The sequence below is a fragment of the Streptomyces sp. NPDC037126 genome, from assembly GCF_055605965.1.
On sequence record NZ_JBVJTD010000009.1, the window covers coordinates 264,130 to 288,503 of the forward strand.

23 protein-coding genes are annotated in these 24,374 nt (G+C 72.5%); 9 read left to right on the forward strand and 14 right to left on the reverse strand.

What is annotated here, in order from left to right; genetic code table 11:
* Positions 1-75: 75 nt before the first annotated feature.
* Entirely contained in the window at positions 76-873 is a 798-nt protein-coding gene (locus ACZ7FF_RS21845) for an IclR family transcriptional regulator (protein ID WP_470813905.1), read from the forward strand.
* A 71-nt stretch (positions 874-944) separates the two neighbouring features.
* Here the strand turns inward: ACZ7FF_RS21845 and ACZ7FF_RS21850 are convergent, their stop codons facing one another.
* From ACZ7FF_RS21850 to ACZ7FF_RS21870, 5 genes are all read right to left on the reverse strand, one after another.
* The gene (locus ACZ7FF_RS21850; RefSeq protein ID WP_470813906.1) at positions 945-2,078 is read right to left on the reverse strand and encodes an aromatic ring-hydroxylating oxygenase subunit alpha; all 1,134 of its coding nucleotides are present in this window, start codon (positions 2,076-2,078) and stop codon (positions 945-947) included.
* Between the two features lie 111 nt (positions 2,079-2,189).
* Complete coding sequence (locus ACZ7FF_RS21855; RefSeq protein WP_470813907.1) at positions 2,190-3,353, reverse strand: NAD(P)/FAD-dependent oxidoreductase; 1,164 nt, start codon at positions 3,351-3,353, stop codon at positions 2,190-2,192.
* Positions 3,350-3,712: a bifunctional 3-phenylpropionate/cinnamic acid dioxygenase ferredoxin subunit gene (locus ACZ7FF_RS21860; RefSeq protein WP_470813908.1), complete on the reverse strand. Its 363-nt coding sequence runs from the start codon at positions 3,710-3,712 to the stop codon at positions 3,350-3,352. The genes ACZ7FF_RS21855 and ACZ7FF_RS21860 overlap by 4 nt, the downstream gene beginning before the upstream one ends.
* A gap of 421 nt (positions 3,713-4,133) precedes the next feature.
* Positions 4,134-5,219: an S-(hydroxymethyl)mycothiol dehydrogenase gene (locus ACZ7FF_RS21865; protein ID WP_470813909.1), complete on the reverse strand. Its 1,086-nt coding sequence runs from the start codon at positions 5,217-5,219 to the stop codon at positions 4,134-4,136.
* 183 nt (positions 5,220-5,402) lie between these two features.
* Entirely contained in the window at positions 5,403-6,197 is a 795-nt protein-coding gene (locus tag ACZ7FF_RS21870; protein ID WP_470813910.1) for a TetR/AcrR family transcriptional regulator, read from the reverse strand.
* 282 nt (positions 6,198-6,479) lie between these two features.
* On the opposite strand from ACZ7FF_RS21870, the gene ACZ7FF_RS21875 reads away from it, so the two are divergent.
* Entirely contained in the window at positions 6,480-8,192 is a 1,713-nt protein-coding gene (locus tag ACZ7FF_RS21875) for an MFS transporter (RefSeq protein ID WP_470813911.1), read from the forward strand.
* Positions 8,193-8,254: 62 nt separating this feature from the next.
* Complete coding sequence (locus ACZ7FF_RS21880) at positions 8,255-8,737, forward strand: hypothetical protein (protein WP_470813912.1); 483 nt, start codon at positions 8,255-8,257, stop codon at positions 8,735-8,737.
* Positions 8,738-8,795: 58 nt separating this feature from the next.
* Here ACZ7FF_RS21880 and paaE read toward each other — a convergent pair whose 3' ends face one another.
* From paaE to ACZ7FF_RS21910, 6 genes are all read right to left on the reverse strand, one after another.
* Positions 8,796-9,914, reverse strand: a complete 1,119-nt coding sequence (paaE, locus tag ACZ7FF_RS21885) for a 1,2-phenylacetyl-CoA epoxidase subunit PaaE (RefSeq protein ID WP_470813913.1) — start codon at positions 9,912-9,914, stop codon at positions 8,796-8,798.
* Positions 9,914-10,429: a 1,2-phenylacetyl-CoA epoxidase subunit PaaD gene (gene paaD, locus ACZ7FF_RS21890; RefSeq protein WP_470813914.1), complete on the reverse strand. Its 516-nt coding sequence runs from the start codon at positions 10,427-10,429 to the stop codon at positions 9,914-9,916. Before paaD ends, paaE begins: the two co-directional genes overlap by 1 nt.
* On the reverse strand, positions 10,423-11,256 hold the full coding sequence (gene paaC / locus ACZ7FF_RS21895) for a 1,2-phenylacetyl-CoA epoxidase subunit PaaC (RefSeq protein ID WP_470813915.1): 834 nt from the start codon (positions 11,254-11,256) through the stop codon (positions 10,423-10,425). Before paaC ends, paaD begins: the two co-directional genes overlap by 7 nt.
* Before the next feature lie 9 nt (positions 11,257-11,265).
* Entirely contained in the window at positions 11,266-11,568 is a 303-nt protein-coding gene (gene paaB, locus ACZ7FF_RS21900) for a 1,2-phenylacetyl-CoA epoxidase subunit PaaB (RefSeq protein ID WP_470813916.1), read from the reverse strand.
* Complete coding sequence (gene paaA, locus ACZ7FF_RS21905; RefSeq protein ID WP_470813917.1) at positions 11,565-12,551, reverse strand: 1,2-phenylacetyl-CoA epoxidase subunit PaaA; 987 nt, start codon at positions 12,549-12,551, stop codon at positions 11,565-11,567. Before paaA ends, paaB begins: the two co-directional genes overlap by 4 nt.
* A 320-nt stretch (positions 12,552-12,871) precedes the next feature.
* On the reverse strand, positions 12,872-14,095 hold the full coding sequence (locus tag ACZ7FF_RS21910; RefSeq protein ID WP_470813918.1) for a thiolase family protein: 1,224 nt from the start codon (positions 14,093-14,095) through the stop codon (positions 12,872-12,874).
* A 121-nt stretch (positions 14,096-14,216) separates the two neighbouring features.
* On the opposite strand from ACZ7FF_RS21910, the gene paaI reads away from it, so the two are divergent.
* The 3 genes from paaI to ACZ7FF_RS21925 all read left to right on the forward strand — a co-directional run bounded on the left by paaI (position 14,217) and on the right by ACZ7FF_RS21925 (position 16,759).
* Positions 14,217-14,660 (forward strand): hydroxyphenylacetyl-CoA thioesterase PaaI, encoded by a 444-nt coding sequence (gene paaI, locus ACZ7FF_RS21915; protein ID WP_470813919.1) that lies wholly within the window; start codon positions 14,217-14,219, stop codon positions 14,658-14,660.
* Positions 14,657-16,003: a phenylacetate--CoA ligase PaaK gene (gene paaK, locus ACZ7FF_RS21920; RefSeq protein ID WP_470813920.1), complete on the forward strand. Its 1,347-nt coding sequence runs from the start codon at positions 14,657-14,659 to the stop codon at positions 16,001-16,003. Before paaI ends, paaK begins: the two co-directional genes overlap by 4 nt.
* Before the next feature lie 138 nt (positions 16,004-16,141).
* A complete protein-coding gene (locus ACZ7FF_RS21925) occupies positions 16,142-16,759 on the forward strand; it encodes a TOPRIM nucleotidyl transferase/hydrolase domain-containing protein (RefSeq protein WP_470813921.1) in 618 nt (205 codons plus the stop codon).
* Positions 16,760-16,835: 76 nt separating this feature from the next.
* Here ACZ7FF_RS21925 and ACZ7FF_RS21930 read toward each other — a convergent pair whose 3' ends face one another.
* Together ACZ7FF_RS21930 and ACZ7FF_RS21935 are read right to left on the reverse strand one after the other, a co-directional pair.
* A complete protein-coding gene (locus tag ACZ7FF_RS21930) occupies positions 16,836-18,191 on the reverse strand; it encodes an MptA/MptB family glycosyltransferase (RefSeq protein WP_470813922.1) in 1,356 nt (451 codons plus the stop codon).
* Between the two features lie 120 nt (positions 18,192-18,311).
* Positions 18,312-18,743: a BlaI/MecI/CopY family transcriptional regulator gene (locus ACZ7FF_RS21935; RefSeq protein ID WP_470813923.1), complete on the reverse strand. Its 432-nt coding sequence runs from the start codon at positions 18,741-18,743 to the stop codon at positions 18,312-18,314.
* Positions 18,744-18,881: 138 nt separating this feature from the next.
* Between ACZ7FF_RS21935 and ACZ7FF_RS21940 the strand changes: the two genes are divergently transcribed.
* The 3 genes from ACZ7FF_RS21940 to ACZ7FF_RS21950 all read left to right on the forward strand — a co-directional run bounded on the left by ACZ7FF_RS21940 (position 18,882) and on the right by ACZ7FF_RS21950 (position 21,811).
* Positions 18,882-20,267 (forward strand): MGDG synthase family glycosyltransferase, encoded by a 1,386-nt coding sequence (locus tag ACZ7FF_RS21940; RefSeq protein ID WP_470813924.1) that lies wholly within the window; start codon positions 18,882-18,884, stop codon positions 20,265-20,267.
* Complete coding sequence (locus ACZ7FF_RS21945) at positions 20,264-21,061, forward strand: polysaccharide deacetylase family protein (protein WP_470813925.1); 798 nt, start codon at positions 20,264-20,266, stop codon at positions 21,059-21,061. The genes ACZ7FF_RS21940 and ACZ7FF_RS21945 overlap by 4 nt, the downstream gene beginning before the upstream one ends.
* Positions 21,062-21,175: 114 nt before the next feature.
* Entirely contained in the window at positions 21,176-21,811 is a 636-nt protein-coding gene (locus tag ACZ7FF_RS21950) for a hypothetical protein (protein ID WP_470813926.1), read from the forward strand.
* Here the strand turns inward: ACZ7FF_RS21950 and ACZ7FF_RS21955 are convergent.
* Positions 21,808-24,291 (reverse strand): transglycosylase domain-containing protein, encoded by a 2,484-nt coding sequence (locus tag ACZ7FF_RS21955; protein WP_470813927.1) that lies wholly within the window; start codon positions 24,289-24,291, stop codon positions 21,808-21,810. The genes ACZ7FF_RS21950 and ACZ7FF_RS21955 overlap by 4 nt on opposite strands.
* Positions 24,292-24,374 lie beyond the last annotated feature (83 nt).

The window sequence follows — 24,374 nt, forward strand, 5'->3', positions numbered from 1 at the left end:
CGCGCAACTTGCAGGGGCCTTTGACTCCACCGGAATCCTTGCAACCGCGTTGTTTACCGCGCTTATAGTTCCGTCATGAGCAACTACAGTCCGGAGACCGAAACCAGCGGGCCGCAGTCCGGCGGAGTGCAGTCCGTCGACCGGGCCATCAGCGTCCTGGAGATCCTGGCCCAGCGCGGCGAGGCGGGCGTGAGCGAGGTCGCCGCCGAGATCGATGTTCACAAGTCGACCGCGTTCCGTCTGCTCGGCGCCCTGGAGGCGCGCGGTCTCGTGGAGCAGGCGGGCGAGCGGGGCAAGTACCGGCTCGGCTTCGGCATCGTACGCCTGGCGGGCGCCGTCACGGGACGCATCGACATCACCCAGCAGGGACGTCCGGTGTGCGAGCGGCTGGCCGAGGAGATCGGCGAGACGGTCAACATCGCGGTGATGCAGGAGCACTACGCGATCAACCTCTACCAGGTGCGCGGCTCGGCCGCCGTCACCGCGCACAACTGGGTCGGCCAGCTGACCCCGCTGCACGCGACCTCCAGCGGCAAGATCATGCTGGCCCATCTGGCTGCCGAGGACCGCGCCGCGCTGGTGGCGGAGGCCGGGCTGAAGAAGGTGACGCCCCGCACGATCACCGCGCGCACGAAGCTCGAGAAGAACCTCGCCGAGGCACGGGAACGCGGGTACGCCTGGACGCTGGAGGAGCTGGAGATCGGGCTGCACGCCATGGCGGCGCCGATCCGCGACCGGGAGGGCCGGGTCATCGCGTCGATCAGCGCCTCCGGGCCCTCCTACCGGTTCACCGAGGAGCGCATGCACGAGCTGGCGCCGGTGCTGGTCAAGGGCGCGGAGGAGATCAGCCACCGCATGGGCTACCTGGGCTGAGCACCACGCGGCACGACCGCCGTACGGCCCGCGACACGCCCCGCGGGCCAGGGGCGGCGCCCGCCGCCGTGTCACTCCGGCCGGCTGACGCCCAGACGCTCGTTCACCCAGTCGTGGAAGGCGCCGATGTGGTGCTCGCTGGGCACGAGCACACCGCCCTTGGCGTAGAGGCGTGAACCCATCGCCGGCTGCGTGCGTTCGCAGGCGTCGAAGTCCTGGCGGTTGACCCGGTCGAAGAGCTCCACCGACCGGCTGACGTCCTTGCCGTCCGCCACGACGTGCGGGAGGTAGAGCCAGTCGCACTCGACGACCGTGCGGTCGTGCGCCATCGGGTACATCCGGTGGAAGATCACGTGGTCGGGCACCAGGTTGACGAACACCTGCGGCTTGACGGTGATCGCGTAGTAGCGGCGGTCCTGTTGCTCGGACACTCCCGGGATGCGGTCCAGGCCCATGGAGCCGTCGACGGTGAAGCCCTGGATCTCCGTGCCGAACTCGGCGCCGTGGCCCACGTAGTACTGGGCGGCGTAGCCGTCGGCGAACTCGGGCAGGACCTCGGTGAGTTCGGGGTGGATCGTGGCGCAGTGGTAGCACTCCATGAAGTTCTCGACGATGAGCTTCCAGTTCGCCCTGACGTCGTAGACGATCCGCCGGCCGACCGAGAGGTGCGCGATGTCGTACCGTTCGATCGACTCCACGTCGCCGAGGCGCGCGATCACGTCTCCGACGACGTCCTCCTCGAAGGAGGGCGGGTCCTCCGCCAGGCACACCCAGACGTACCCGAGCCACTCGCGGACGGCCACGCCGACCAGGCCGTACTCGGTGCGGCCGACGTCGGGCATCTTGGTGAGGTTGGGCGCCGCGACCAGCTTGCCGTCCAGGTCGTAGGTCCAGGCGTGGTACGGGCACTGGAAGGCGCGTCTGACCTCGCCCGCCTCCTCGGTGCGGAGCCTGGCCCCGCGGTGCCGGCACACGTTGAAGTAGGCGCGCAGGGACAGGTCCCTGGCCCGGGTGACGATGATGCTCTCGCGGCCCACGTCCACGGTGCGGAACGCGCCCGGCCTGGGCAGGTCCGAGGCCCGCGCGACGCAGAACCACATCGTCTCGAAGATGCGCTCCTGCTCCTGGGCGAAGACGCCTGGGTCCGTGTAGGCGGATCCGGGGAGGGTGGCGATCAGGCTGTCCGGCAGGCTTGTCGAGGTCAACGCTGCACTCCTCGGGAGACGTCGTGGAAGGGGGCGGTCACACGCCGGCAGGTGCGGCTCGCACCTGGGCGACGACGCCGGTGATGCCGGGCGAAGGGGCGCCGGTCGCCGTCAGGGCGCCGTGGCGCCGAGCTGCTTGCGCCAGCGGGTGAACAGCCTCGGCTGGTTCATCCCGAGCGCGGCGACCGGCCGGCTCCCCCGCCGGTAGACGGCCAGGAAGCTGCGGTCGTCGGTCGAGCCCTCCTCGACCGTCACACTGTCCGCCGCGGCCGCGTGGCCGACGAACTGGATCCGCACGCCGTACTGGTCGGACCAGAAGTACGGGGGCCTGGGCGCACCCGGTTGCGACGCGCCGCGGGTGAGCAGCGCGGTGACCGCGGCGGCCGGGCGTTCCAGTGCCCCGGTCCAGTGCTCGACCCTGCGATGGCTTCCGGTGTGCGGGTCGTACCAGTTGGCGCAGTCGCCCACGGCGACCACCCCGGCGAGCCCGGTGCGGCCGTCCGCGCCGCACTTCACTCCGTCGTCGAGCGTCAGGCCGGAGCCCTCCAGCCACTCGACACAGGGTCGCGCACCGATCCCGACCACGACGACGTCGGCGGGCACGCTGCGGCCGTCCTCCAGCAGCACGGCGTCCACCCGGCGCTCGCCGCTCAGCCCCTTGACCCCCACCCCGCACCGCAGCCGTACGCCGTGGTCGGCGTGGAGCGCGGAGACGATCCCGCCCATGGCCTCGCCGAGCGGTCCGGCCAGCGGTGTGGGGGCCGCCTCGATCACGGTGACGTCCAGGCCGAGGGCGTACGCGGTGGAGGCGACCTCGGCGCCGATGAACCCGCCGCCGATCACCACCAGCCTTCTGCCCGGGGCCAGTTCGTCCCGCAGGGCACGGGCGTCGTCCAGGGTGCGCAGCACGTGGACGCCGGCGAGGCCCTCGGCGCCGGGCAGGGTGCGGGCGGCCGCGCCCGTCGCGAGGACCACGCCGTCGGCGCGCACCTCCCGGCCGTCGGCGAGCCGGATCGCGCGTTCCGTGCGGTCGAGTGCCGTGGCACGGACGCCGAGCAGCCACTCGGCGCCGAGGTCCTCGTCGTCCCTCTCCAGCGCCAGATCCGTCTCGCCCATGGCGCCGGCCAGGAACTCCTTGGACAACGGCGGCCTGTCGTAAGGGCGGTGCGGCTCGTCGCCGATGACGACCAGGCGACCGTCGTACCCCCGTTGCCGCAGCCGGCGCGCGGCCGACAGTCCGGCCAGCGAGGCGCCCACCACGGCCACGGTCCTCACGCGGGGCCCCCGGCCAGCCGGGCCGCGATGCACGGCGGCAGGTTGGGCGCCTCCGTGGACAGCCGCACGTACACCATGCCGTCCTCGACGAGGACCTCGTGCGTGCGGACCGGGAGCTTGGCCGGGGGCGCGTCCACGGCCCCCGTCCTCAGGTCGAACCTGGAGGAGTGCAGGGGGCATTCCACCTCGGGGCCCTCCAGCCAGCCGTCGGCGAGCGAGGCGTCCTGGTGGGTGCAGGTGTCGTCAATGGCGAAGAGCTCGCCGTCGTCGGTGTGGAACACCGAAACCGGCGGATCGATGTCGAGCCGGTGGGCCTCGCCTCGCGGCAGATCCGAGAGACGGCACGCGGGAATCATCATGACACCTCGGTGCGTATAGCGAAACGGATTGCGATGAGCGCAACGCCAGTCTGGAGGCCGCGCTGAAGCCTTGTCAAGGCGTCCAGAGGGCGGTTTGCGCGGGCTGCGGCGGCCGTTTCCCGGGCACGTCGAAGCGACCTCGAAAGCGCAGGTCAGGCGGTGGAAGAGAGGGTGTTCACGGGGCGGCGACGGCCCGGCCGCCGGTACGGTCCGCAGGGGCCGTCACCGGGGCAGGGCCGCCCTTTCGCCGGGCGTCCGGATGCCGCGGTCCGCGGGGTGATCGGGTTCCGGTGCGCCCGGCACGGTCAGATGCCGCGCTCGATCCGCTCCCGGCGGTGCGGCGCCTTCACGCCGGTGGTGGTGTCCCCGTGACCGGTGTGCACGACGGTGCCGTAGGGGGGTTCGACGCGGGCTCCCGGCATCAGAGGACCACCACCGAGCGCAGCACGTCGCCGTGGTGCATCCGCTCGAAGGCCTTCTCGACCTCGTCCAGCCGGATGGTCTCGGTGACGAACGCGTCCAGCGGCAGGCGGCCCTGCAGGTGCAGGTCGATCAGCATCGGGAAGTCCCGCGAGGGCAGGCAGTCGCCGTACCAGGACGACTTCAGCGCCCCGCCACGGCCGAAGACGTCCAGCAGCGGCAGCTCCAGCTTCATCTCCGGCGTGGGCACGCCCACCAGGACGACGGTGCCGGCCAGGTCACGGGCGTAGAAGGCCTGCCGGTACGTCTCCGGACGGCCGACCGCCTCGATCACGACGTCCGCACCGAACCCGCCGGTCAGCTCCCGCACCGCCTCGACCGGGTCGGTGGCCTTGGAGTTGACGGTGTGGGTCGCGCCGAGGGCACGAGCCGTCTCCAGCTTGCGGTCGTCGATGTCCACGGCGATGATCCGCGCCGCACCCGCCAGACGCGACCCCGCGATCGCCGCGTCACCGACCCCACCACAGCCGATCACCGCGACCGTGTCACCGCGCCCGACGTTCCCGGTGTTGATCGCGGCACCGATGCCCGCCATCACCCCGCAGCCCAGCAGGCCCGCGACGGCCGGCGAGACGGACGGGTCGACCTTGGTGCACTGCCCGGCCGCGACCAGGGTCTTCTCGGCGAACGCGCCGATACCCAGCGCCGGAGAGAGTTCCGTGCCGTCGGTCAGGGTCATCTTCTGCCCGGCGTTGTGGGTGTTGAAGCAGTACCACGGGCGCCCACGCAGACAGGCCCGGCACTGACCGCACACCGCACGCCAGTTCAGGATCACGAAGTCACCCGGCGCCACGTCGGTGACACCCTCACCGACCGACTCGACGACACCGGCGGCCTCGTGACCGAGGAGGAAGGGGAAGTCGTCGTTGATACCACCCTGCTGGTAGTGCAGATCGGTATGGCAGACCCCGCAGGCCTGGATCCGCACGACGGCCTCACCCGGACCCGGATCCGGCACCACGATCGTCTCGAGAGCGACAGGGGCGCCCTTGCTCCGCGCGACGACACCACGGACCTGCTGAGTCATGGCCACTCCTCGGCTCACAGAGACAGGACGTTGCCTATTGCGGCACGCATCTCATGTTCCGCAACACAGCATCGCGGAGCGGGAACCGCCGGTCAATAATCCGTCACCGGCGGCTTGCACGCCCGGGCCGGGAGGGAACCGCGCCCACGACCGAGCCCCCGGCGACGCGATCGGCGAGGTGGGTCAGGTGACGTTCGGGGGCCGGGTGGCCGTCCCGGGCGGGAGGTAGCTCGCCAGGCCTCGCAGGATGATTTCCAGGCCGATGTCGAACCGCTCGTCGGAGGAGTCGGTGACCATCAGTCCGGACAGGGCGCGCAGATGGGGGAAGTCGCCTTCGGGCAGGGAGGCGAAGTAGTCCTGCATCTTGTCGGCCATCTCGCGCCAGTCGGGGCGGGCCAGGGAGGAGTCGCCACCGCCGTGTTCGGCGGCCCGGTCCCGCCACATGCCCTCCTCCAGGACGAAGCCGTCGATGTAGGTGGAGATGAGGTCGCCCGCCTCGGCCGCGATGTGGTCCGGCAGCCCGGCGGTACGGAAGATGGCCAGCAGCCCCTCCACGTGCGGCAGCAGTTCGGCGGTGAAGGGGACGTGGGCCATGGAGATCCTGGCCATGTCCCGGTGGGACAGCAGCCGGCGGCGCCCCGCGCGGGCGTAGTCCCGCACCTGGTCCAGCCACCGCTCCGGATCGGCCGCGGGCATCTCGAAGCCGTCGAACAGGCGGGTGTACATCAGCTCCAGAAGGTCGTCCTTGGAGCTGACATGGGCGTAGAGCGCGGAGACCGTGACGCCCAGTTCGGCCGCGACCTGGCGCATCGACAGCCCGTCGAGACCCTGCCGGTCCAGCACGGTGAACGCCGCCTCCACGACCCGGTCACGTGACAACGGGGCGCGCGGCGGGGCGGCGTGGGCGCGCGCGGGGCGCTCCCGCTCCCAGGGGGACGGCGGAGGGGATGCGGGGGTGCCGGCGGCCGCGTCGCTCATGGGCCCAGTCTAGGGCGCCCGGAGAACAGTGTTCTCCCGAGGTGAGGGGCGTTCACCCGGGCGAAACGCGATATATCTTGTCGACGCGGGGAAGTTGCGCTATATCTTAATGAACAGCGTTCTCCGATCGAGCACTGTTCTGTTAACGTGAACAGTGTTCTCCTCGGCATTCAAGGCGCGCGCCCGTTCCCAGGTCGCCGGCGAGCCGGGGCCCCACCATCCGTCCGTCCCACCGCGCCCACAGGTCACCGCCCCGGCGCGGCCCTCCTGCGAGGAGTCCCGATGTCCACCACCGGTGTCGCGTCCGCCGAGACGCCCACCGACTCGCCAGCGCCCTACCGGTGGCGCTGGGCTGCGCTCTTCGTGATCCTCGCGGCCGAGGTGATGGATCTCCTCGACGCGGTCGTCACGAACATCGCAGGCCCGTCCATGCGGGCCGACCTCGGCGGCGGTGCCTCCACCCTCCAGTGGCTCGCCGCCGCCTACACCCTCTCGATGGCCGTGGGCCTCGTCACCGGAGGACGGCTCGGCGACATCCACGGGCGCCGCCGGATGTTCCTGGTGGGGGCCGCCGGCTTCACCCTGGGGTCGCTGCTGTGCGCGGTGTCCGGGTCGCCCGAGATGCTGATCGGCGCACGCGTCGTACAGGGGCTGTTCGGCGCGGTGATGCTGCCGCAGGGCCTCGGCATGATCAAGGAGATGTTCCCGCCGAAGGAGTCCCAGAAGGCCTTCGGCATGTTCGGCCCGGTCATGGGTCTGTCCGCGGTGTGCGGGCCGATCCTGGCGGGCTGGCTCGTGGACGCCGACTACTTCGGCACGGGCTGGCGGATGATCTTCCTGATCAACCTGCCGCTGGGCGCCGCGGCCTTCCTCGGCGCCCTGCGCTATCTGCCGAGGGGCCGGTCCGGCAGCAAGCCGCGCCTGGACATCCCCGGCATGCTCCTGGTCTCGCTGGGCGCACTGCTCATCATCTTCCCGCTGGTCCAGGGCCGTGAGTACGACTGGCCCGTCTGGACGTTCGTGATGATGGGCGCCTCGGCCGTCGTCTTCGCCGTCTTCGGCCGGTACGAGGCGCGGCGCAGCAAGGCCGGCCTGGACCCGCTGGTCGTCCCCAGCCTGTTCCGCAAGCGTGGCTTCAGCGGCGGCATGACCCTCGGGCTGGTCTTCTTCTCGACCATGCAGGGCTTCATGCTGGTCTTCAATCTCTACACCCAGATCGGTCTCGGCTATTCGCCCCTCAAGGCCGGGCTGGTGATGGTCCCCTGGTCGGGCGGCATGATCGTCGGCTTCGGTGTCGCCCAGGGCGTCGCCCGGTTCGGGCGGGCCGTGCTGCAGGCGGGCGCGCTGGTCATGGCGCTCGGCGTGTTCGGTGTGTGGCTGACCCTCGACATGGTCGGCAGCGGCGTCGGCCCCTGGCAGCTCCTGCCGTCCCTGCTCGTCACCGGTATCGGAATGGGCCTGCTCATGGCGCCGTTCTTCGACATCGTCCTCGCCAGCGTCGAGCAGCACGAGACGGGCTCGGCGTCCGGCACGATGACCGCGATACAGCAGCTCGGCGGCGCCTTCGGCGTGGCCCTGCTCGGCACCGTGTTCTTCGGTCTGCTGGGCGGCGGGATCGCCGACGCCGTCGACCACCGCGCGGACGGCCTGCGGGGGCAGCTCGCCGCCGCACACGTCGCGCCGGCCGCCCAGGACCGCGTCGTGGCGGACCTGCGCACGTGCGCCTCGGACCGCGCCGTCGCCAAGGATCCCGCCGCGACCCCGGCGTCCTGCGCGCGCCTGGAGGAGGACACCCGCTCCGCGGTGACGTCGCCCCAGGCCGCCGCCCAGGTCCCCGCCGCGCTGAAGGCCACCGCGTCCTCGGCCTTCCGCAGCGGCTTCGGCTCCGTCATGCAGACCGTGCTGTGGATCGTCGACGGCATGCTCGCACTGACCTTCCTGCTCGCCTTCCTCCTGCCGCGCCACGCACGCCCCGAGGAGTCCGGCGGCCACTGAGCACCGAGTCTCCGGACAGGCCAACGCCACGGCCGGGCACCGCTGTTCAGCGGTGCCCGGCCGTGGCGTCTCGACCCGGGCCCGCGGCCGACGCCGGATGCACGGCCCGGCCGAGAGCCGTCGAGGACGCCGGCCTCTTCGACGGCGCCGAGCATCCGCCCGCGCCGGACGCGCGACGGTGGTCGATCACCAACCTCAGCCCGGTGACGGCGGCCGCGTTCGTGACCGCACTGGACCTGGTGGAGCGGCACACCGTCCCGGCGATCGAGGCCGCCGTCGCCACGCGGACCGCCGAACTCACCGACGCCGTGCGGGAGTACGGCGGCCGTGTCCTCTCCCCCACCGACCCGGCGCGCCGCGCGGGCATCCTCTCCTTCACGGTGCCGGACCGCGATCCGGCCCTCGTCGCGAAGGCGCTGCACGCCGAGGGCGTCACGCCGACGGTGCGCGCCGGCTCCCTCAGGCTCTCTCCGCACGCCTCGACCCCGCCCGAGGCGTGCGAGCGGGTCGCCGCCGCGCTGTCCTCGCTCGCGTCAGCCGCCTGAGGGGGCGTGGGCGGAACGGCCCGCCGCCCGGTCGTGACGGCGTGGCCGCGGTGCCGGGTCAGCTGTCGTAGTCGACCGTCAGGGTGTCGGAGACCGGGTAGCTCTGGCAGGTCAGCACGTAGCCCGCGTCCACCTCGGCGGGTTCGAGGGCGTAGTTGCGGCGCATGTCGGCCTCGCCCTCGGTGACGTGGGCGCGGCAGGTGCCGCAGACGCCGCCCTTGCAGGCGAAGGGCAGGTCGGGGCGGACCCGGGAGGCGGAGTCCAGGATGGTGGCCTCGCGGGAGAGCGCGGAGGTGGTGGAACGGCCGTCGAGGACGACGGTGACCTGGCTGACGGGGCCGTCGGCGCGGGGCTCCTCGTGGCGTACGGCCGCGACGGGCTCGTCGCCGGCGAAGAAGAGCTCCTGGTGGATCCGGTCGGCCGGCACGCCCAGCCCGGCCAGCACCCGCTGGGCGTCGAGGACCATGCCGTGCGGGCCGCACAGCCACCAGTGGTCGGCCTCGGAGACGTCGACCAGGCCGTCGACGAGAGCCGAGAGGCGGTCGGCGTCCAGGCGGCCGGTCAGCAGGTCGGCCTCGCGCGGCTCGCGGGAGAGCACGTGCGCGAGCTGGAACCGCGCGGGGTACAGGTCCTTCAGGTCGGCCAGTTCGTCGGCGAACATCACGGACCCGGTGCGGCGGTTGCCGTAGAACAGGGTGACCCGGGAGGTGTCGTCGGCGGCGAGGACCGACTCGGCGATGGAGACCATGGGCGTGATGCCCGAGCCGGCCGCGATGAGCACGTGGTGTCCGGGCGTGGTCAGATCGGGGGTGAAGGCGCCGACCGGACCCATCACCTCGACGGCGTCGCCGGGCTCGACCTCGTTCACCAGCCAGGAGGAGAAGAGTCCGCCCGGCACCACGCGGACGCCGATCCGGGGCCCGGAACCCGCCGGGGAGCAGATCGAGTACGAGCGGCGCTCGTCGCGTCCGTCCACCTCACGGCGCAGGGTGAGCGACTGGCCGGGCTCGAAGTCGAACTCCTGCGCAAGCTCGTCGGGGATGTCGAAGCTCACCGCGACGGCGTCCTCGCACAGCCGCTCAACCGCTGCCACCCGCAGGGTGTGGAAGGCCGGGCGGCGGCGCGTGCGGCGCACCGGGGCGGGGGCCGCGTCGGCGGGGGCCAGCAGGTCCTCCATCAGATCTCCTTGACGTACTCGAACGGTTCGCGGCAGGCGCGGCAGCGCCACAGCGCCTTGCAGGAGGTGGCGCCGAAGCGGGAGGTTTCCTCCGTGTCCATGGCACCGCAGCGCGGGCACTGAACCGCCCGGCGGGTGGCGGACAGGACCAGCGGTACGGGTCCGGGTTCCGGGCGCGGCGCCGGGCCGGGGGGTGCGATGCCGTGCTCGGCGAGCTTGCGGCGGCCCTCGGGGGTGATCCAGTCGGTGGTCCACGGCGGGTCCAGGACCGTGCGGACTTCGACGCGCTCGTAGCCCGCGCCCCTCAGCCGCGCGGCCACGTCCGCCCGCATCTCGGCCATGGCGGGGCAGCCGGAGTAGGTGGGCGTGAGGTCGGCGACGACCGTGCCCTCGGGGGTCACCCGCACCTCGCGCAGCACGCCGAGGTCGGCGAGGGTGAGCATGGGCAGCTCGGGGTCGGGCACCTGCTCGGCGATGTGCCGGGCGCGCCGGTCGTCGGTGAGGACGGTCACCATGTCGCCTCCGGGTGGGCACGGGCCACGCTCTGCAGTTCCGCGAGGAGCGGGGCGAGGTGCTCGGTGTGGTCGCCCTCGCGTCCGGAGGCGGCCGCCGTGGCCGGTACGTCCGGCAGGGACAGGCCCGCGGCCTCGGTGACCTGCCGCAGTACGGCGAGGACGGTGTCCCCGGTGTCGTCGGCCGCGAACAACTCGCCCAGATGCGGGACGACTTGTTCGAGCCCTGCCTGCATGCGCCGGTGGGACTCCTCGGTGCCGTCGCCGAGCCGGACGACCCACTCGGCCGCGTACTGCCGGTGGTAGGTCAGTTCCTTGACGCCCTTGGCGGCGATGGCGGCGAGCACTGGGTCGGCCGATCCGGCGAGCCGCTCGAAGCGGGCCAGGCGCCAGGCGGCGAACACCAGCAGCCGCGCCATGGAGAACGCGAAGTCCCCGTTGGGCAGTTCGGCCAGGGTCACGTTGCGGAAGTCGCCCGCGTCGCGGAAGTAGGCGTAGGCGTCCTCGCCGCGTTCGGTGCCGTCGACCTGGCCGCAGCGGGCGTAGAGCAGGCGGGCCTGGCCGAGGAGGTCGAGCCCGATGTTGGCCAGCGCCACCTCCTCCTCCAGCTCCGGGGCGCGCGTGGTCCACTCGGCCAGCCGCTGGGCGGTGACGAGGGCGTCGTCGCCGAGTGCCAGGCAGCTCGCGGCGAGTTCGGCCCGGTCGACGCCCTCGGGGACGGCGGTGCTGACGCCGTGCAGCGGGTCCTCGAAGCCGGTGCCGAAGGCCCATCGGGCGTCGCTGTCGTCGTGCCCCTCGGCCAGGGACAGGTAGACGTGATCGTCGCTCATTACCTGCTCCTAGATGTGCGGGACGTCGTCGGGGATGTCGTAGAAGGTGGGGTGCCGGTAGACCTTGTCGGCGCTCGGGTCGAAGAAGGGGTCCTTCTCGTCGCGGGTGGAGGCGGTGATGTGCTCGGAGCGCACCACCCAGATGCTCACGCCTTCGTTGCGCCGGGTGTAGAGGTCGCGGGCGTGGGTGAGGGCCATGCGGTCGTCGGCGGCGTGCAGGGAGCCGACGTGGACGTGGTTGAGTCCGCGCTTGCCCCGTACGAACACCTCGTACAGCGGCCAGCCGTCCCTCTTCGTCTGCGTCTCGCTCATGCCGCTGTTCCCTTCCGCGTCCTGGCCGCCTGCTTGGCGGCGTGCGCGGCCGCAGCCTCGCGCACCCAGGCGCCTTCCTCGTGCGCGGCCCGGCGCCGCGTCATCCGCTCGGTGTTGCACGGCCCGTCGCCGCTGATCACTCGCTTCAGTTCGGCCCAGTCGGGGGTGCCGAAGTCGTACCGGCCGCGCTCCTCGTTCCAGCGCAGCTCGGGGTCGGGCAGGGTCACGCCCAGCTTCTCGGCCTGCGGCACGGTCATGTCCACGAACCGCCGGCGCAGCTCGTCGTTGCTGTGCCGCTTGATCTTCCAGGCCATCGACTGCGCGGAGTTGGGAGAGTCGTCGTCGGGCGGGCCGAACATCATCAGCGAGGGCCACCACCAGCGGTTCACCGCGTCCTGGACCATCTCCCGCTGGGCCTCGGTGCCGCGCATCATGGTCATCAGCAGTTCGTAGCCCTGCCGCTGGTGGAAGGACTCCTCCTTGCAGATACGGACCATGGCGCGCGCGTAGGGGCCGTAGGAGCTGCGGCACAGCGGCACCTGGTTGCAGATGGCGGCGCCGTCCACGAACCATCCGATGACACCGACGTCGGCGAAACTGACGGTCGGGTAGTTGAAGATCGACGAGTACTTCTGCCGGCCTTCGAGCAGGCGCTCGGTGAGGTCGGCGCGGTCCACGCCCAGGGTCTCGGCCGCCGAGTAGAGGTAGAGCCCGTGCCCGGCCTCGTCCTGGACCTTGGCGAACAGGATGGCCTTGCGGCGCAGCGACGGAGCGCGGGTGATCCACTCGCCCTCCGGCTGCATGCCGATGATCTCCGAGTGGGCGTGCTGGGCGACCTGCCGGACCAGGGTCTTGCGGTAGCCGTCCGGCATCCAGTCCCGCGGCTCGATCCGCTGGTCGCGCGCGATCGTCGCCTCGAAGCGCTCCTGGAGTTCGGGCGGCGCCCCGTCCGCGGACGAGGGCCCGGCCTGCCGTGCAGTCATCCCTACCACCTATCCCAACCGACCGTTCGTTCGGCTCATGATATGACGAGTTCCCTTGAATTTGGAAGTGGTCACCGCCATGCGGAAACCCCTTCCCGGTCTTCCGGCCCGGTTCACCGCGGGCGACCTCCAGACCGAGCGCCGCGCCGAGCCGGCCACCGGCGGAGCCGGTGCGGCGCGTCGGCGACCGACGCGACCGTCGTGACGCGGTCGAGCACCGGGTCGGCGGGCTCGGGAGGCGGTCGCGTTCGGCGGCCCGCCGCAGCCCGGTGGCCCGCCGTTCCGGCGCCCGGGCGACCGACGATCGTCACGGCTGAGCGCTACACGCGCTCCACGAGCATGGCCACGCCCTGCCCCACTCCGACGCACAGGGTGGCGAGGCCCCGGCGCGAATCCTCGCGTTCCATGCGGCCGAGCAGGGTGAGCAGGATGCGGGAACCGGAGCAGCCCAGCGGGTGGCCGAGGGCGATGGCGCCGCCGTCGGCGTTGACCCTGTCCTCGTCCAGCTTCAGCCGGCGGATGACGGACAGGGACTGCACGGCGAACGCCTCGTTCAGTTCCACGGCGTCCAGGTCCGCCGTCTCCCAGCCCGCGCGGGCCAGCGCCTTGCGGGTCGCCGGTACCGGGCCGAGTCCCATGAGGTGGGGCTGCACGCCGGCGGAGGCCGAGGTGACGACGCGGGCCCGGGGGGTGAGGCCGTACCGCCGCACGGCGGAGGCGCTCGCCACCACCAGAGCGGAGGCGCCGTCCGAGAGCGGCGAGGAGGAACCGGCGGTCACGACGCCGTCCGGGCGGAAGATCGTGCGCAACGCGCCGAGCCTGTCGAGGGTGGTGCCGGGGCGGGGCCCCTCGTCGCGGCCGATCTCGCCGTCCTGCACGGCGACCGGGACGATCTCCCGGTCGAAGTGCCCGGCCTCCTGTGCCGCGACGGCCCGCCGGTGGCTGCGCAGCGCGAACGCGTCGGACTCGGCGCGGCCGATGCCGTCCAGGGCCGCGATCTCCTCCGCCGTCTCCCCCATGGAGAGGGTGAGCTTCACCGTCTCCGGGCCGGCCCCCGCGGGGACCTCGCGGTCCGCGGCGGCGAACCGGGGGTTGGTGAAGCGCCAGCCCAGGGCCGTGTCGTGGACCCCGCCGGGCTTGGCCCAGGGAGTTCCCGGCTTCTCCATCACCCAGGGCGCCCGGGTCATCGACTCCACTCCCCCGGCGACGACCACGTCCGCCTCGCCCGCGCGGATCGACTGGGCCGCCGAGGCGACCGCGGTGAGACCGGAGGCGCACAGCCGGTTCACGGTGTATCCGGGCACGGTGTGCGGCAGGCCCGCCAGCAGCACCGCCATCCTGGCCACGTCCCGGTTGTCCTCGCCGGCCTGGTTGGCGGCGCCGAGGATCACCTCGTCCACGGCGTCGGCGGGGACGCCGGAGCGTCGTACCGACTCGCCGACGACCAGGGCGGCCAGGTCGTCGGGGCGTACCGCGGCCAGGGCGCCGCCGTAGCGCCCCTGGGGAGTGCGGGCGCCGTCGATCAGGAAGACCTCGTCAGACATCACGGGCCTCCTCGGCGGTCGGAGTCGTCAGCAGCATGCGGTCCACCCCTTGACAGGCATCGATCCGGCTGAGTTACATGGCCGTGCCGCACGCTAACCGAATGTTCGGTCGGGACACAAGATGGTGGATACAGTGAAACAAGCCGCCAATGGTGCAAACGGACCGGTCGAGGCCATGTTCACCGCGGACGAAGCCTCCCGGCGACTGGGCATCGAGCTGCTGCAGCACGGCCCGGGGACCGCCGCGCTGCGCATGACCGTGACCCCCGCCATGGTCAACGGACACAGGATCGCCCACGGCGGCTATCTGTTCCTCTTCGCCGACACCGCCTTCGCCTGCGCGTGCAACAGCCACGGACCGACGACGGTCGCCGCCGCTGCCGACATCGACTTCGTGGCCCCGGTGCACGAGGGCGACGTCCTGGTGGCCACCGCCCAGGAGCGCACCCGGTTCGGCCGCAGCGGCATCTACGACGTAACCGTGACGCGCGGGGACGAGGTGGTCGCGGAGTTCCGGGGCCGCAGCCGCACCTTCAGGGGCAGCACAGCCAAGGAGTCGCGATGAGCACCGAGCTGAACACCACGCCGGCCGCAGGGGGGCGCCGCGGCGAGCCCTGCCCCGAGGAGTTGCTGGACGACGCGGAGAAACTCACCGAGGCGGACCTGCGGGACCTGCAGCTCAGCCGCCTCCGGGCGACGCTCCGGCATGCCTACGACAACGTCGAGCTGTACCGGAAGAAGTTCGACGGGGCCGGGGTGAGGCCCGAGGACTGCCGCTCGCTCGGGGACCTGGCCCGCTTCCCCTTCACGACCAAGGCCGACCTTCGGGACACGTACCCCTTCGGCATGTTCGCCGTGCCCATGTCCGAGGTCCGCCGCATCCACGCCTCCAGCGGCACGACCGGGCGTCCGACCGTCGTCGGCTACACGGAGAAGGACCTCTCCACCTGGGCCGACCTGATCGCCCGTTCGATCCGCGCCGCCGGCGGCCGCCGCGGCCACAAGGTGCACATCAGCTACGGGTACGGCCTGTTCACCGGCGGACTCGGGGCACACTACGGCGCCGAGCGCGCCGGCTGCACCGTCATCCCCGCCTCGGGCGGCATGACGGCCCGCCAGGTGCAGATCATCCAGGACTTCCAGCCCGAGATCATCATGGTCACCCCGTCCTACATGCTCACCCTGCTCGACGAGTTCGAGCGCCAGGGAGTCGATCCCCGGTCCACCTCGCTGAGGATCGGCATCTTCGGCGCCGAGCCGTGGACGGAGGAGATGCGCCGTGAGATCGAGGAACGCCTGGACATCCACGCCGTGGACATCTACGGCCTGTCCGAGGTGATGGGCCCGGGCGTGGCCCAGGAGTGCGTGGAGACCAAGGACGGTCTGCACGTCTGGGAGGACCACTTCCGCCCCGAGGTGGTCGACCCGATCACGGACGAGGTCCTGCCCGACGGCGAGAGGGGCGAGCTCGTCCTCACCTCCCTGACCAAGGAGGCGCTGCCGATCATCCGATACCGCACGCGCGATCTGACCTGCCTCCTGCCCGGGACGGCCCGCCCGGCCTTCCGGCGCATCCAGAAGATCACGGGCCGCTGCGACGACATGATCATCCTGCGGGGTGTGAACGTCTTCCCGAGCCAGATCGAAGAGGTCGTCCTGCGCACGCCGGGCGTCGCCCCCCACTTCCAGATCCAGCTCACCCAGCGCGGGCGGATGGACCACATGACGGTGCGCGTGGAGGCTCGCCCCCACAGCGGGCCCGAGCAGCGGGAGGCCGCGGCGCGGCTGATCGCCACAGGGGTCAAGGACGGTGTCGGCGTCACCGTGGAGGTCGCGATCGTCGAGCCGGAGACGCTGGAGCGCTCGCTGGGCAAGCTCCGCCGCGTCAAGGACCTGCGCGGGGCGTGATCACCCAGCGCTCCGAACAGGCGGGCTCCTGGCAGGAGTTGCTCCGGGCGTGGACCGCCTCGGCCGCCGCTCCCCGACGAGCGGCGGGCCGGCGGAAATCGCCTGTCGCGGCGGCCGCGAAGGGCGCAGACTCGTCCCATGGCTGACATGGGGGCGTTCCGGGAGGCGGTCACCGCTTGGGCGGCCGGCGGCCCCGGCGACCCCGCGTGCGAGCTGGCCTCGCGGCTGACCGTCCGGGCGGTGGTCCTGCTCGAAGGGCCGAGCGACGCCGCGGCGGTCGGTGCGCTGGCCGCGCTGCGCGGCCGTGACCTGGCGGCCGAGGGAGTCTGCGTCCTGCCGATGGGCGGCGCGATGAGCGTGGGGCGCTTCGTCCGCCTCCTCGGGCCGTCCGGCCTGGACCTCCGCCTCACGGGACTGTGCGACGAGGCGGAGCGCCGCTACTACGCCCGCGCCCTGGACCAAGCCGGTGCGGCACCGCAGGGGTTCTTCGTCTGCGCGGCGGATCTGGAGGACGAGCTGATCCGCGCGCTGGGCGTGGCGCGGGTGGAGGAACTGGTCCGCGCGGAGGGCGAGTCGCGTGCCCTCGGGACCTTCCGGCGCCAGCCCGCGCAGCAAGGCCGCACCGCGCACCAGCAGTTGCGGCGTTTCCTCGGCACGACGAAGGGCCGCAAGATCCGTTACGGCCGCGTCCTCGTCGAGGCCCTCGACCCGGGCCGCGTGCCCGCCCCGCTCGACGGCCTGCTCACGAGCCTCTGAACGCCCGGCACCGAGGCCCGAACGGGTACCTCACGCCACGGGGTCACCGCGCCCCGGCGCGGGCAAGTCCACGCACTCACCAGCCGTGGCCGCCGCCGTTGTGGAACAGCGCCAGGACGGCCGTCGCCGCGATGACGCCCTGGGCGAGGCGGAGTTGGCGGAAGAGCGCGGCCAGCGCGCAGGCGAGGGCCGCGTACCACGGCATCGACCAGGGCGCCGTGAGGATCCAGGCGAAGGCGAGCGCGAACGGAACGGTGACGACGGCGGGCGCCTCGGCGGGTACGTGCCGGTGCAGCACCAGGGCCAGCCCCAGCATCAGCACGGGCCACAGCACGCCGACGGTCGCCGCGGCCATGCCGGGCCCAGCGAGCGCGGTCGCGAAGTGCTCGAACACGGCCCACAACGAGGGCGTGGACACCATGTGCGAGGCCGCCGTCAGCGGATCGAGGGCGTGCAGGCCGTACATGGCGTAGAGGGCGCCGAGCGTCAGCACGGCCGCGACCGCGACCCGGCCGGCCCGCTGCCAGGCACCGCGGCACAGCAACGGCCACACCAGGCCGACGCCGACGAGAGCGGCGCTGATCTTGACACCGCAGGCGAGGCCGGTCAGTCCGCCGACCGCCAGGTCCTCGTGCCACCCGTTCGACCTGCGCGCCAACTGGACGGCGGAGACGGCGAGGACGGCCACGACCGTGTCCAGGTGCCCGCCGCCGACCAGCACGCCGATCAGCAGCGGATTGGCGGTCCACAGCAGCGTCGCCCGGACCGGGTCGTCGGCGGCGCGCATCAGCAGGTAGCCGGCGCCGAGGAACGCGACCCCGTTGGCGATCATCAGCGCCCAGACCGTCAGCCACGGCTGGTCACCGCCGACGAACGCCGCGACGGCCTGCCACCACGTGCCGACGGGCCCGTAGACCGACGGGGTGTTGCGCCACGCGTCGCTGACCAGATGGGCGTAGGCGCCGCCCAGTTGGGCCGGTGTCGTGACGTACGGGTCGCCGCCGAGGGCGGCGATACGGCCGTAGGCGGCGTAACTGGCCGTGTCCGAGGAGCCGATCGGGGTGAGGTCCGCGACCAGGAGGACGGCGACCGCACCCGCGCGGAACAGGGCGCGGGGGTCGGGCCGCCAGCCGCGGCTGTGGGCGTCGAGCAGGCCGAGTGTCCCGGCGCACGACAGCACTATCGCGACGGACGTGGCCACCTCGGAGACGGCACCGGACATGGCGGGCAGCTGGAGCCAGCTGACGGGGGCCCGCAGCGTGTTGTGGTTCGGCGCGCTCGCACCGACCAGCCCGAACAGGACGATGCCCGCGCCGGCCATCCACAGGGCCGCGCGCGGTCTGGGCTGTGCGTCACCCGTTCGTGCCGTGTGTACGAGGGTGCCGCTCGGGCCCGCGGGCCGCAGGACCCATTCCTTGTTGTCAGTCGTCAAGGTCTGCCTCTGGGTCGTACTCGGGTCATGACTCTTCCACGCACGGACGCCCCCCAGAAATCGCCGCCCCCGGTCGGCAGCCGCGTCAGGGCACGGCGGGCGGAGCCGCGGGCATCCGGCTCACCGCTTGCGGCGGGGGTGCTCGTCCTCGGCGGGCGGTTCGTCGTACCCGGAGAGCAGTTGGTGCAGCAGGTGCTCGTCGTGCGCCGACAGTTCGGACACGAAGCGGGCCAGCACGGCCCCGCGGTCGGAGCCCCCTTCGAGCAGGGAGTGCATGCGATGGGCGGTGTGGGACGCCTCGTCCCGGGCGGGCTCGTAGGCGTACCCCCGGCCCTCGCGGTGCCGCACGAGCATCCCCTTCTCGTGCAGCCTGGTCAGGATGGTGAGCACGGTCGTGTAGGCCAGGTCGCCCGGCAGCCGCTCCCGGACCTGGCGTGCGGTCACCGGCCCGTCGGCGGCCCAGAGCGCGGCGAGCACCTCGCTCTCCAGCTCGCCGCGCGCCCGCCTGCCGGCCGCACCTCGGGTCTGCTCGTGCCTGTGGTCCTCCACCATCCGCCTTCCGTCGTTCCGCGTCCGTACAGGCTACCCAGCAGCCAACTACTACTTGTAGGAGGTATGCTCCGGAATTCAAACCTCGGACTACTACATTTCGTAGAGTTCCGTCGCTCCCTTCATGTGCGGAGGAAACCCATGCCCCACGCCGGAAGCTCGGCGCCCGGACCCACCCTCGCGGGCGCGATTCCGCAGCAGCGGGGCACCGCGCCCCGCGCGGGCAGGATCGCCGTCGTCTCCGCGAGCGTCGGAGCCGGTCACGACGGCGCGGCCGCCGAACTCGCCCGACGTCTCGGGGCGGACGGCTTCGCGGTCGACCGGTTCGACCTGCTCGATCTGCTGCCGGCCCGCCTCGGCCGTGCCGTACAGCAGGGCTACCACCGGATGCTCGTCCGCGCCCCCTGGGCCTACCAGCGCATCTACTCCAGCACCGAACGCGCCGGGGGCGGCGGCCCGTTCGCGAGGGCGCTGCTGCGCACGGCCGAGGACCGGATGTCGCGCGCCCTCCCTCCGGGCACGGGAGCCGTCGTCTCCACCTATCCCGGAGCCAGCCGGGTCCTGGGCAGCCTCCGCCTGAAGCGGCGCCTGAACGTGCCCGTCGTGACGTACCTGACCGATTTCTCGGTGCACCCGCTGTGGGTGGCGGACGGCGTCGACGTCCACCTGGCCGCCCACGCCGTGCCCGCCGCCCAGGCACGGGCCGCGGGCGCCCGGGACGTACGGGTGTGCGGCCCGGTCACCGACCCCCGGTTCCGCCCCTGCGACGCGGAGCGGCGGGCCCGGGCGCGCGCGGCGTTCGGGCTGCCGCAGCAGGCTCCGCTGGCCCTCCTGGTCGCCGGGTCCTGGGGGGTCGGGCCGGTGCGCCAGGTGGCCCTGGAACTGCGTGACTGCGGCGCCGCCGTCCCGGTCGTCGTGTGCGGCCGCAACGAGGCCCTGGCCCGGCAACTGCGCGCGGACGGCATCGAGTACGCCTTCGGCTGGGTCGACGACATGCCCGGCCTGATGCACGCCGCCGACGTCCTCGTGCAGAACGCGGGCGGGCTCACGTCCCTGGAGGCGTTCGCCTCGGGCCTGCCCGTCGCCAGTTACCGCTGCATACCGGGGCACGGGCTGACCAACGCGGCCGCCCTGGACGAGGCCGGTGCGGCCGTGTGGGTCCGCGACCCGGCCGACCTCAAGACGGTGCTGTGCGACCTGATCGACGGCCCGCTCGGGGAGCAGCAGCGCGCCACCGGCCTCGGGCTGTTCGCCCGGACCCCGGACGGGGGCCCGGCCGCCGAGATCGCCCGCGTGCAGCGCGCGGGTCTTACGGACGGCGGCGGGAAGCCCCCGTCGCCCCGGCGGCGCGGCCCGCGCGGGCTCGCCACGACCGCCGTGGTCGCGTCCGCGGTGTGGGCGTGCGCCGTCGGCACGGGGATGGCGACGACGTACGACCGTCCCGGCCTCATGCACGCCATCGGAAGCCGCCTCGACCTGGACGGTCTCGCGGACCACGCCCACCCGCAGGGAGACCACCACTCGTGAACGTCACCCGGACCCTCCGCTCGGCCGCCGTCGTGGCCCTGCCCGTTCTCGCCGCCGCCCATGCCGCGCCCGTGATCTCCACCTTCGGACCGCTGCGCAACCGCGTCATGCCCCGTCTGTCGGGCCGGGGCCGCCCCGGCCACGTGGCCCTGACCTTCGACGACGGGCCCGACCCCCTCTCCACCCCGCACTTCCTGCGGCGGCTCGACGACCGCCGGGTGCGCGCCACGTTCTTCCTGCTCGGCAGCGAGGCACGCCGCTCCCCCGGCCTGGTCCGGGAGATCGCCGCCGCCGGGCACGAGATCGGCGTCCACGGCTGGCTTCACCGCCCCCTGCTCCTGCGCGGTCCGCGCGCCACCGTCGACGACTTCAGCCGGGCCCGCGACCTCGTCGCCGACCTCACGGGACACCGGCCCACGCTCTTCAGGCCCCCCTACGGCGTCATGTCGACCGCGGCCCACCTGGCGGCGCGCCGCCTCGGGCTCACCCCGGTGCTGTGGACCTGCTGGGGGGAGGACTGGACCGCACGCGCCACCCCGGAGTCCGTGCACCGCACCGTCACCGCCGACCTCGACGGCGGCGGCACGATCCTCCTCCACGACTCGGACTGCACCTCCGCACCGGGCGCCTGGCGCTCGGCCCTCGGCGCGCTCCCCCGGATCCTCGACACGTGCGAGGAACGGGGCTACGAGGTCGGGCCGCTGCGGGACCACGGCCGGCCGCCCGCGGACGCCGGGACACGGCCCGCGTCCGCACCGCGCGTCGCGGACCGGGGTGAACGAGTCCCGGGTTAGGGGAAGCCGGCGCCTGGTCGCACCGCAGGTGCGGCCGGATGACCACGCGGCATGAGAACGCGCGCGCCGGGAACCTCGTCCGTCGTGAACGGGCGTTGTCCTTCCTGGCCGGGCGTGCCGCTGGAGCACGGCCCGTGGGTCGCCGCGCTCGCAGTGTTCGCGGTGACACCGGGCGGCCTGTGGCTGCTGGCGCTGGTGCTGGAGCGCCGACTGATGGGATTTCGCACCGGGTTCGTCGCGGTGCTCCTCGGCGATCCGCTGCTGGTCGCGGCGGTCGCGCTCGGGGTGTGGCGGACGGGTGCGGCGCCGCCTGCCGGTCCCGCGGCGCCGTGCTGGGCGCTGGTGTCCGGCGCGGCCTGGCTGTGCTTCGGTCTCGCCCAGTGGTGGGCGGAGTTGCGGGCGGGGTTCTTCACCCGTCAGCAGGCCCTCGCCCCGACCAAGATCTGGCATCAGCTGGTGGTCTACCCGCTGCTCGGGCACTGGCTGTGGACGGCCGGGATCGGCGGCCTGACGGCGCCCGGGGCGCGCCCGGTCGATGTGACCGGGCGCGTGCTGATCGTGCTGTGTGTCGGCGGCTGGCTGCTGATCAACGTCTACGACCGGCGGCGCCCTAAGCTCGGGCATCCCCCGTACGACTGGCGCCGGTTGCGTCCCTTCCCCAAGCCCTGGCCGGCGGCCTCGCGCACCCTGCTCGCCCACCGGACGGGGGCCGGGACCCCCGACCGGCCCGCCGTCCTCCCCCCGCTCTAGGGATGCCGGCCGTGGCGGGGGAACGTGGGTGACGGCATGGTCGAGCCGCCGCCGGTGGTGCCACCGGTCGCGCCGCCGTTCGTGCCGCCGGTGGTGCCACCGGTCGCGCCGCCGAGCAGCCCTCCGCCGGTCGCGCCGCCCGTCGGGCCGGCGGTGGTGCCGGTGCTGTCGGTCGGGTTCGGCATGGGGCAGTTCTTCTTCCAGCCGTGGCAGCCTCGGGCGGAGGGACCCGGCGTGGCCGGTGCCGTCGTGGCGGGCGAGGGGGTGCTCGCGGTCGGCGTCGGCGTCGGCGACGGGGCGCCGAACTCGTCGGCGCCCTTGCCCAGTTGGGGTGCGGGCGGGAACGGCTGGACGGGCTGGCCCTGGAGGGCCGAGGTCATGTAGCCGGTCCACACCTCGGTGGGCATGTCGGCACCGAAGACCTTGGAGTAGCCGCCGACGCCCTGCATCGACTGGAGGCCGGCGTTCTTCGGGTCCTCCTTGAACATCGTGACGGACGTGACCATCTGCGGGGTGTAGCCGATGAACCAGGCGGACTTGTAGTCGTCGGTGGTGCCGGTCTTGCCGGCGACCGGCCGGCCCAGCGCCTGGGCGTTGGTGCCCGTGCCGCTCTTCACCACGTTCTGCAGGACGTCGGTGACGGTGTCGGCGGTCGAGCTCGGCATGGCCGTGGTGCCCTTGGGCTTGTCGAAGCCGGGCAGCGGCTGGCCGTCGGCGATGACCTTGGTCACCGAGTACGGCTCGTGCTGGACACCGCTGTCGTCGAAGGTGGCGTAGGCGTCGGCCATGCGGATCGCCGAGGGGGTGGAGGTGCCGATGTAGAAGCCGGGGGTGTCGTACTGCAGGCTCTTGCGGAGCAGACCCGCCTTGAGGGCCTCGTTCTCGACGTTGCCGTAGCCGACGTCCTCGCCGAGCTGGACGTAGGGCGTGTTCACCGACTGCTCCATGGCCTTGCGCAGGGTGATGTAACCCCATTTCGTGGGCACGTCGTTGCGCTGGTGCAGGAATCCCGTGGGGTCGTTCGCGTCCGGCATCTCCTGGCCCTGCTGGTTCTTGATGGTGATGCCGTCGTCGCCGTTGAACTTGGACTCCGGGGTGACGGGTGAGGCCGGCTGACCCGGGGACAGCACGGCGCCGTGGTCGAGGGCGGCGGCCAGGTCGAGGGGCTTGAAGGTGGAGCCGACCGGCACACCGGTGGCGTCCGCGTTGTCGTTCCAGTGGCCCTTGTTCCAGCCCGCGCCCCCGTACAGGGCCATGACCGCGCCGGTGGACGGATCGATCGACGCCGCGCCGACCTGGACGTCCTTGTCGGCCGAGCGATGCTTGGGGTCGAGGTGCCTCTTCTCCATGGCCGCCACGGACGCGGACAGGGCGTTCACCTTCTTCTTGTCGAAGGTGGTGTAGATCTGGTAGCCGCCGCGGCCGAGTTGCTGGTCGCTGAGCGAGGAGCGGGCCTCGACGTACTTCTCCGCGGTCTGCAGCAGGTAGCCGGTCTGCCCGGCCATCCCCGCCGACGGCGTGTAGGGCCTGGGCGTGGGGAACCCGGCGGCGAGGTACTTCTGCTCGTCGGCCTGGCTGATCCGGTGGATGGTGGCCATCCGGTTCAGGACGTACTTCCAGCGGGCCGTGGCCTGGGCCTTGGCCCCCGGGTCGGTGTCGGCGAGCATCATCACGCTCGGCTCGTTGACCGTGGCCGCGAGGAACGCGCCCTGGCTGACGGTCAGCTGGGAGGCGTGCACGTGGTAGTAGGTGTTGGCCGCCGCCTCGATGCCGTAGGCACCGCGCCCGTAGTAGCAGCTGTTGAGGTAGCCCTGCAGGATCTGCTGCTTCGACATCTGGTCACCGATCTTCAGGGAGATGAGGATCTCCCTGAACTTGCGGGTGACCGACTGGTTCTGGTCGAGGTACGTGTTCTTCACGAACTGCTGGGTGATGGTGGAGCCGGACTGCACCTCACCGCCCGTGGCCATGTGGTAGACAGCGCGGAGCATGCCCTGCGTGTCGACGCCGGGGTCGGTGTAGAAGGTGGCGTTCTCCGCGGCGAGGAAGTCCCACTGCACCGGCTTCGGCACCTGGGCGAGGTCGACGTTCTGCCGGTTGGTGGACCCCTGCGTGGCCATCACCGAGCCGTCGGACCAGTAGTAGGTGTTGCTCTGGCGCTGGGTGCTGGGGTTCGCGCTCGGGACCGTCGTGGTGGCGTAGGCGTAGCCGAAGAGGCCGACCAGGCCGCCGAAGAGCACCAGGAAGGTGCCGAGCACCTGCTTCCAGGAGGGCAGCCAGCGCCGAATGCCGTGCTTGTCCGCACGCGGGTAGTCGATGAGGCCCCGCCGGCCACCGCGCCCGGTGTTCGGGCGCCGGTCGTCCGCCCTGCGCCGTCCCGCTCGTCCGGCACCGGCCCCCGCGGCCCGGACGCCGTACCCTGAGTCGTCCGGGCCGGACGGCCCGGTCCGCCCGGACGGCTTGCGCCGGTGTCCGCTCATCTTCGCCACTCCTGAAGCTCTCAGTTCCTACAAAACGTAAGACTAACCAGTGCTCGAACCTCGAAGGTAACCGCCTCTGGGTA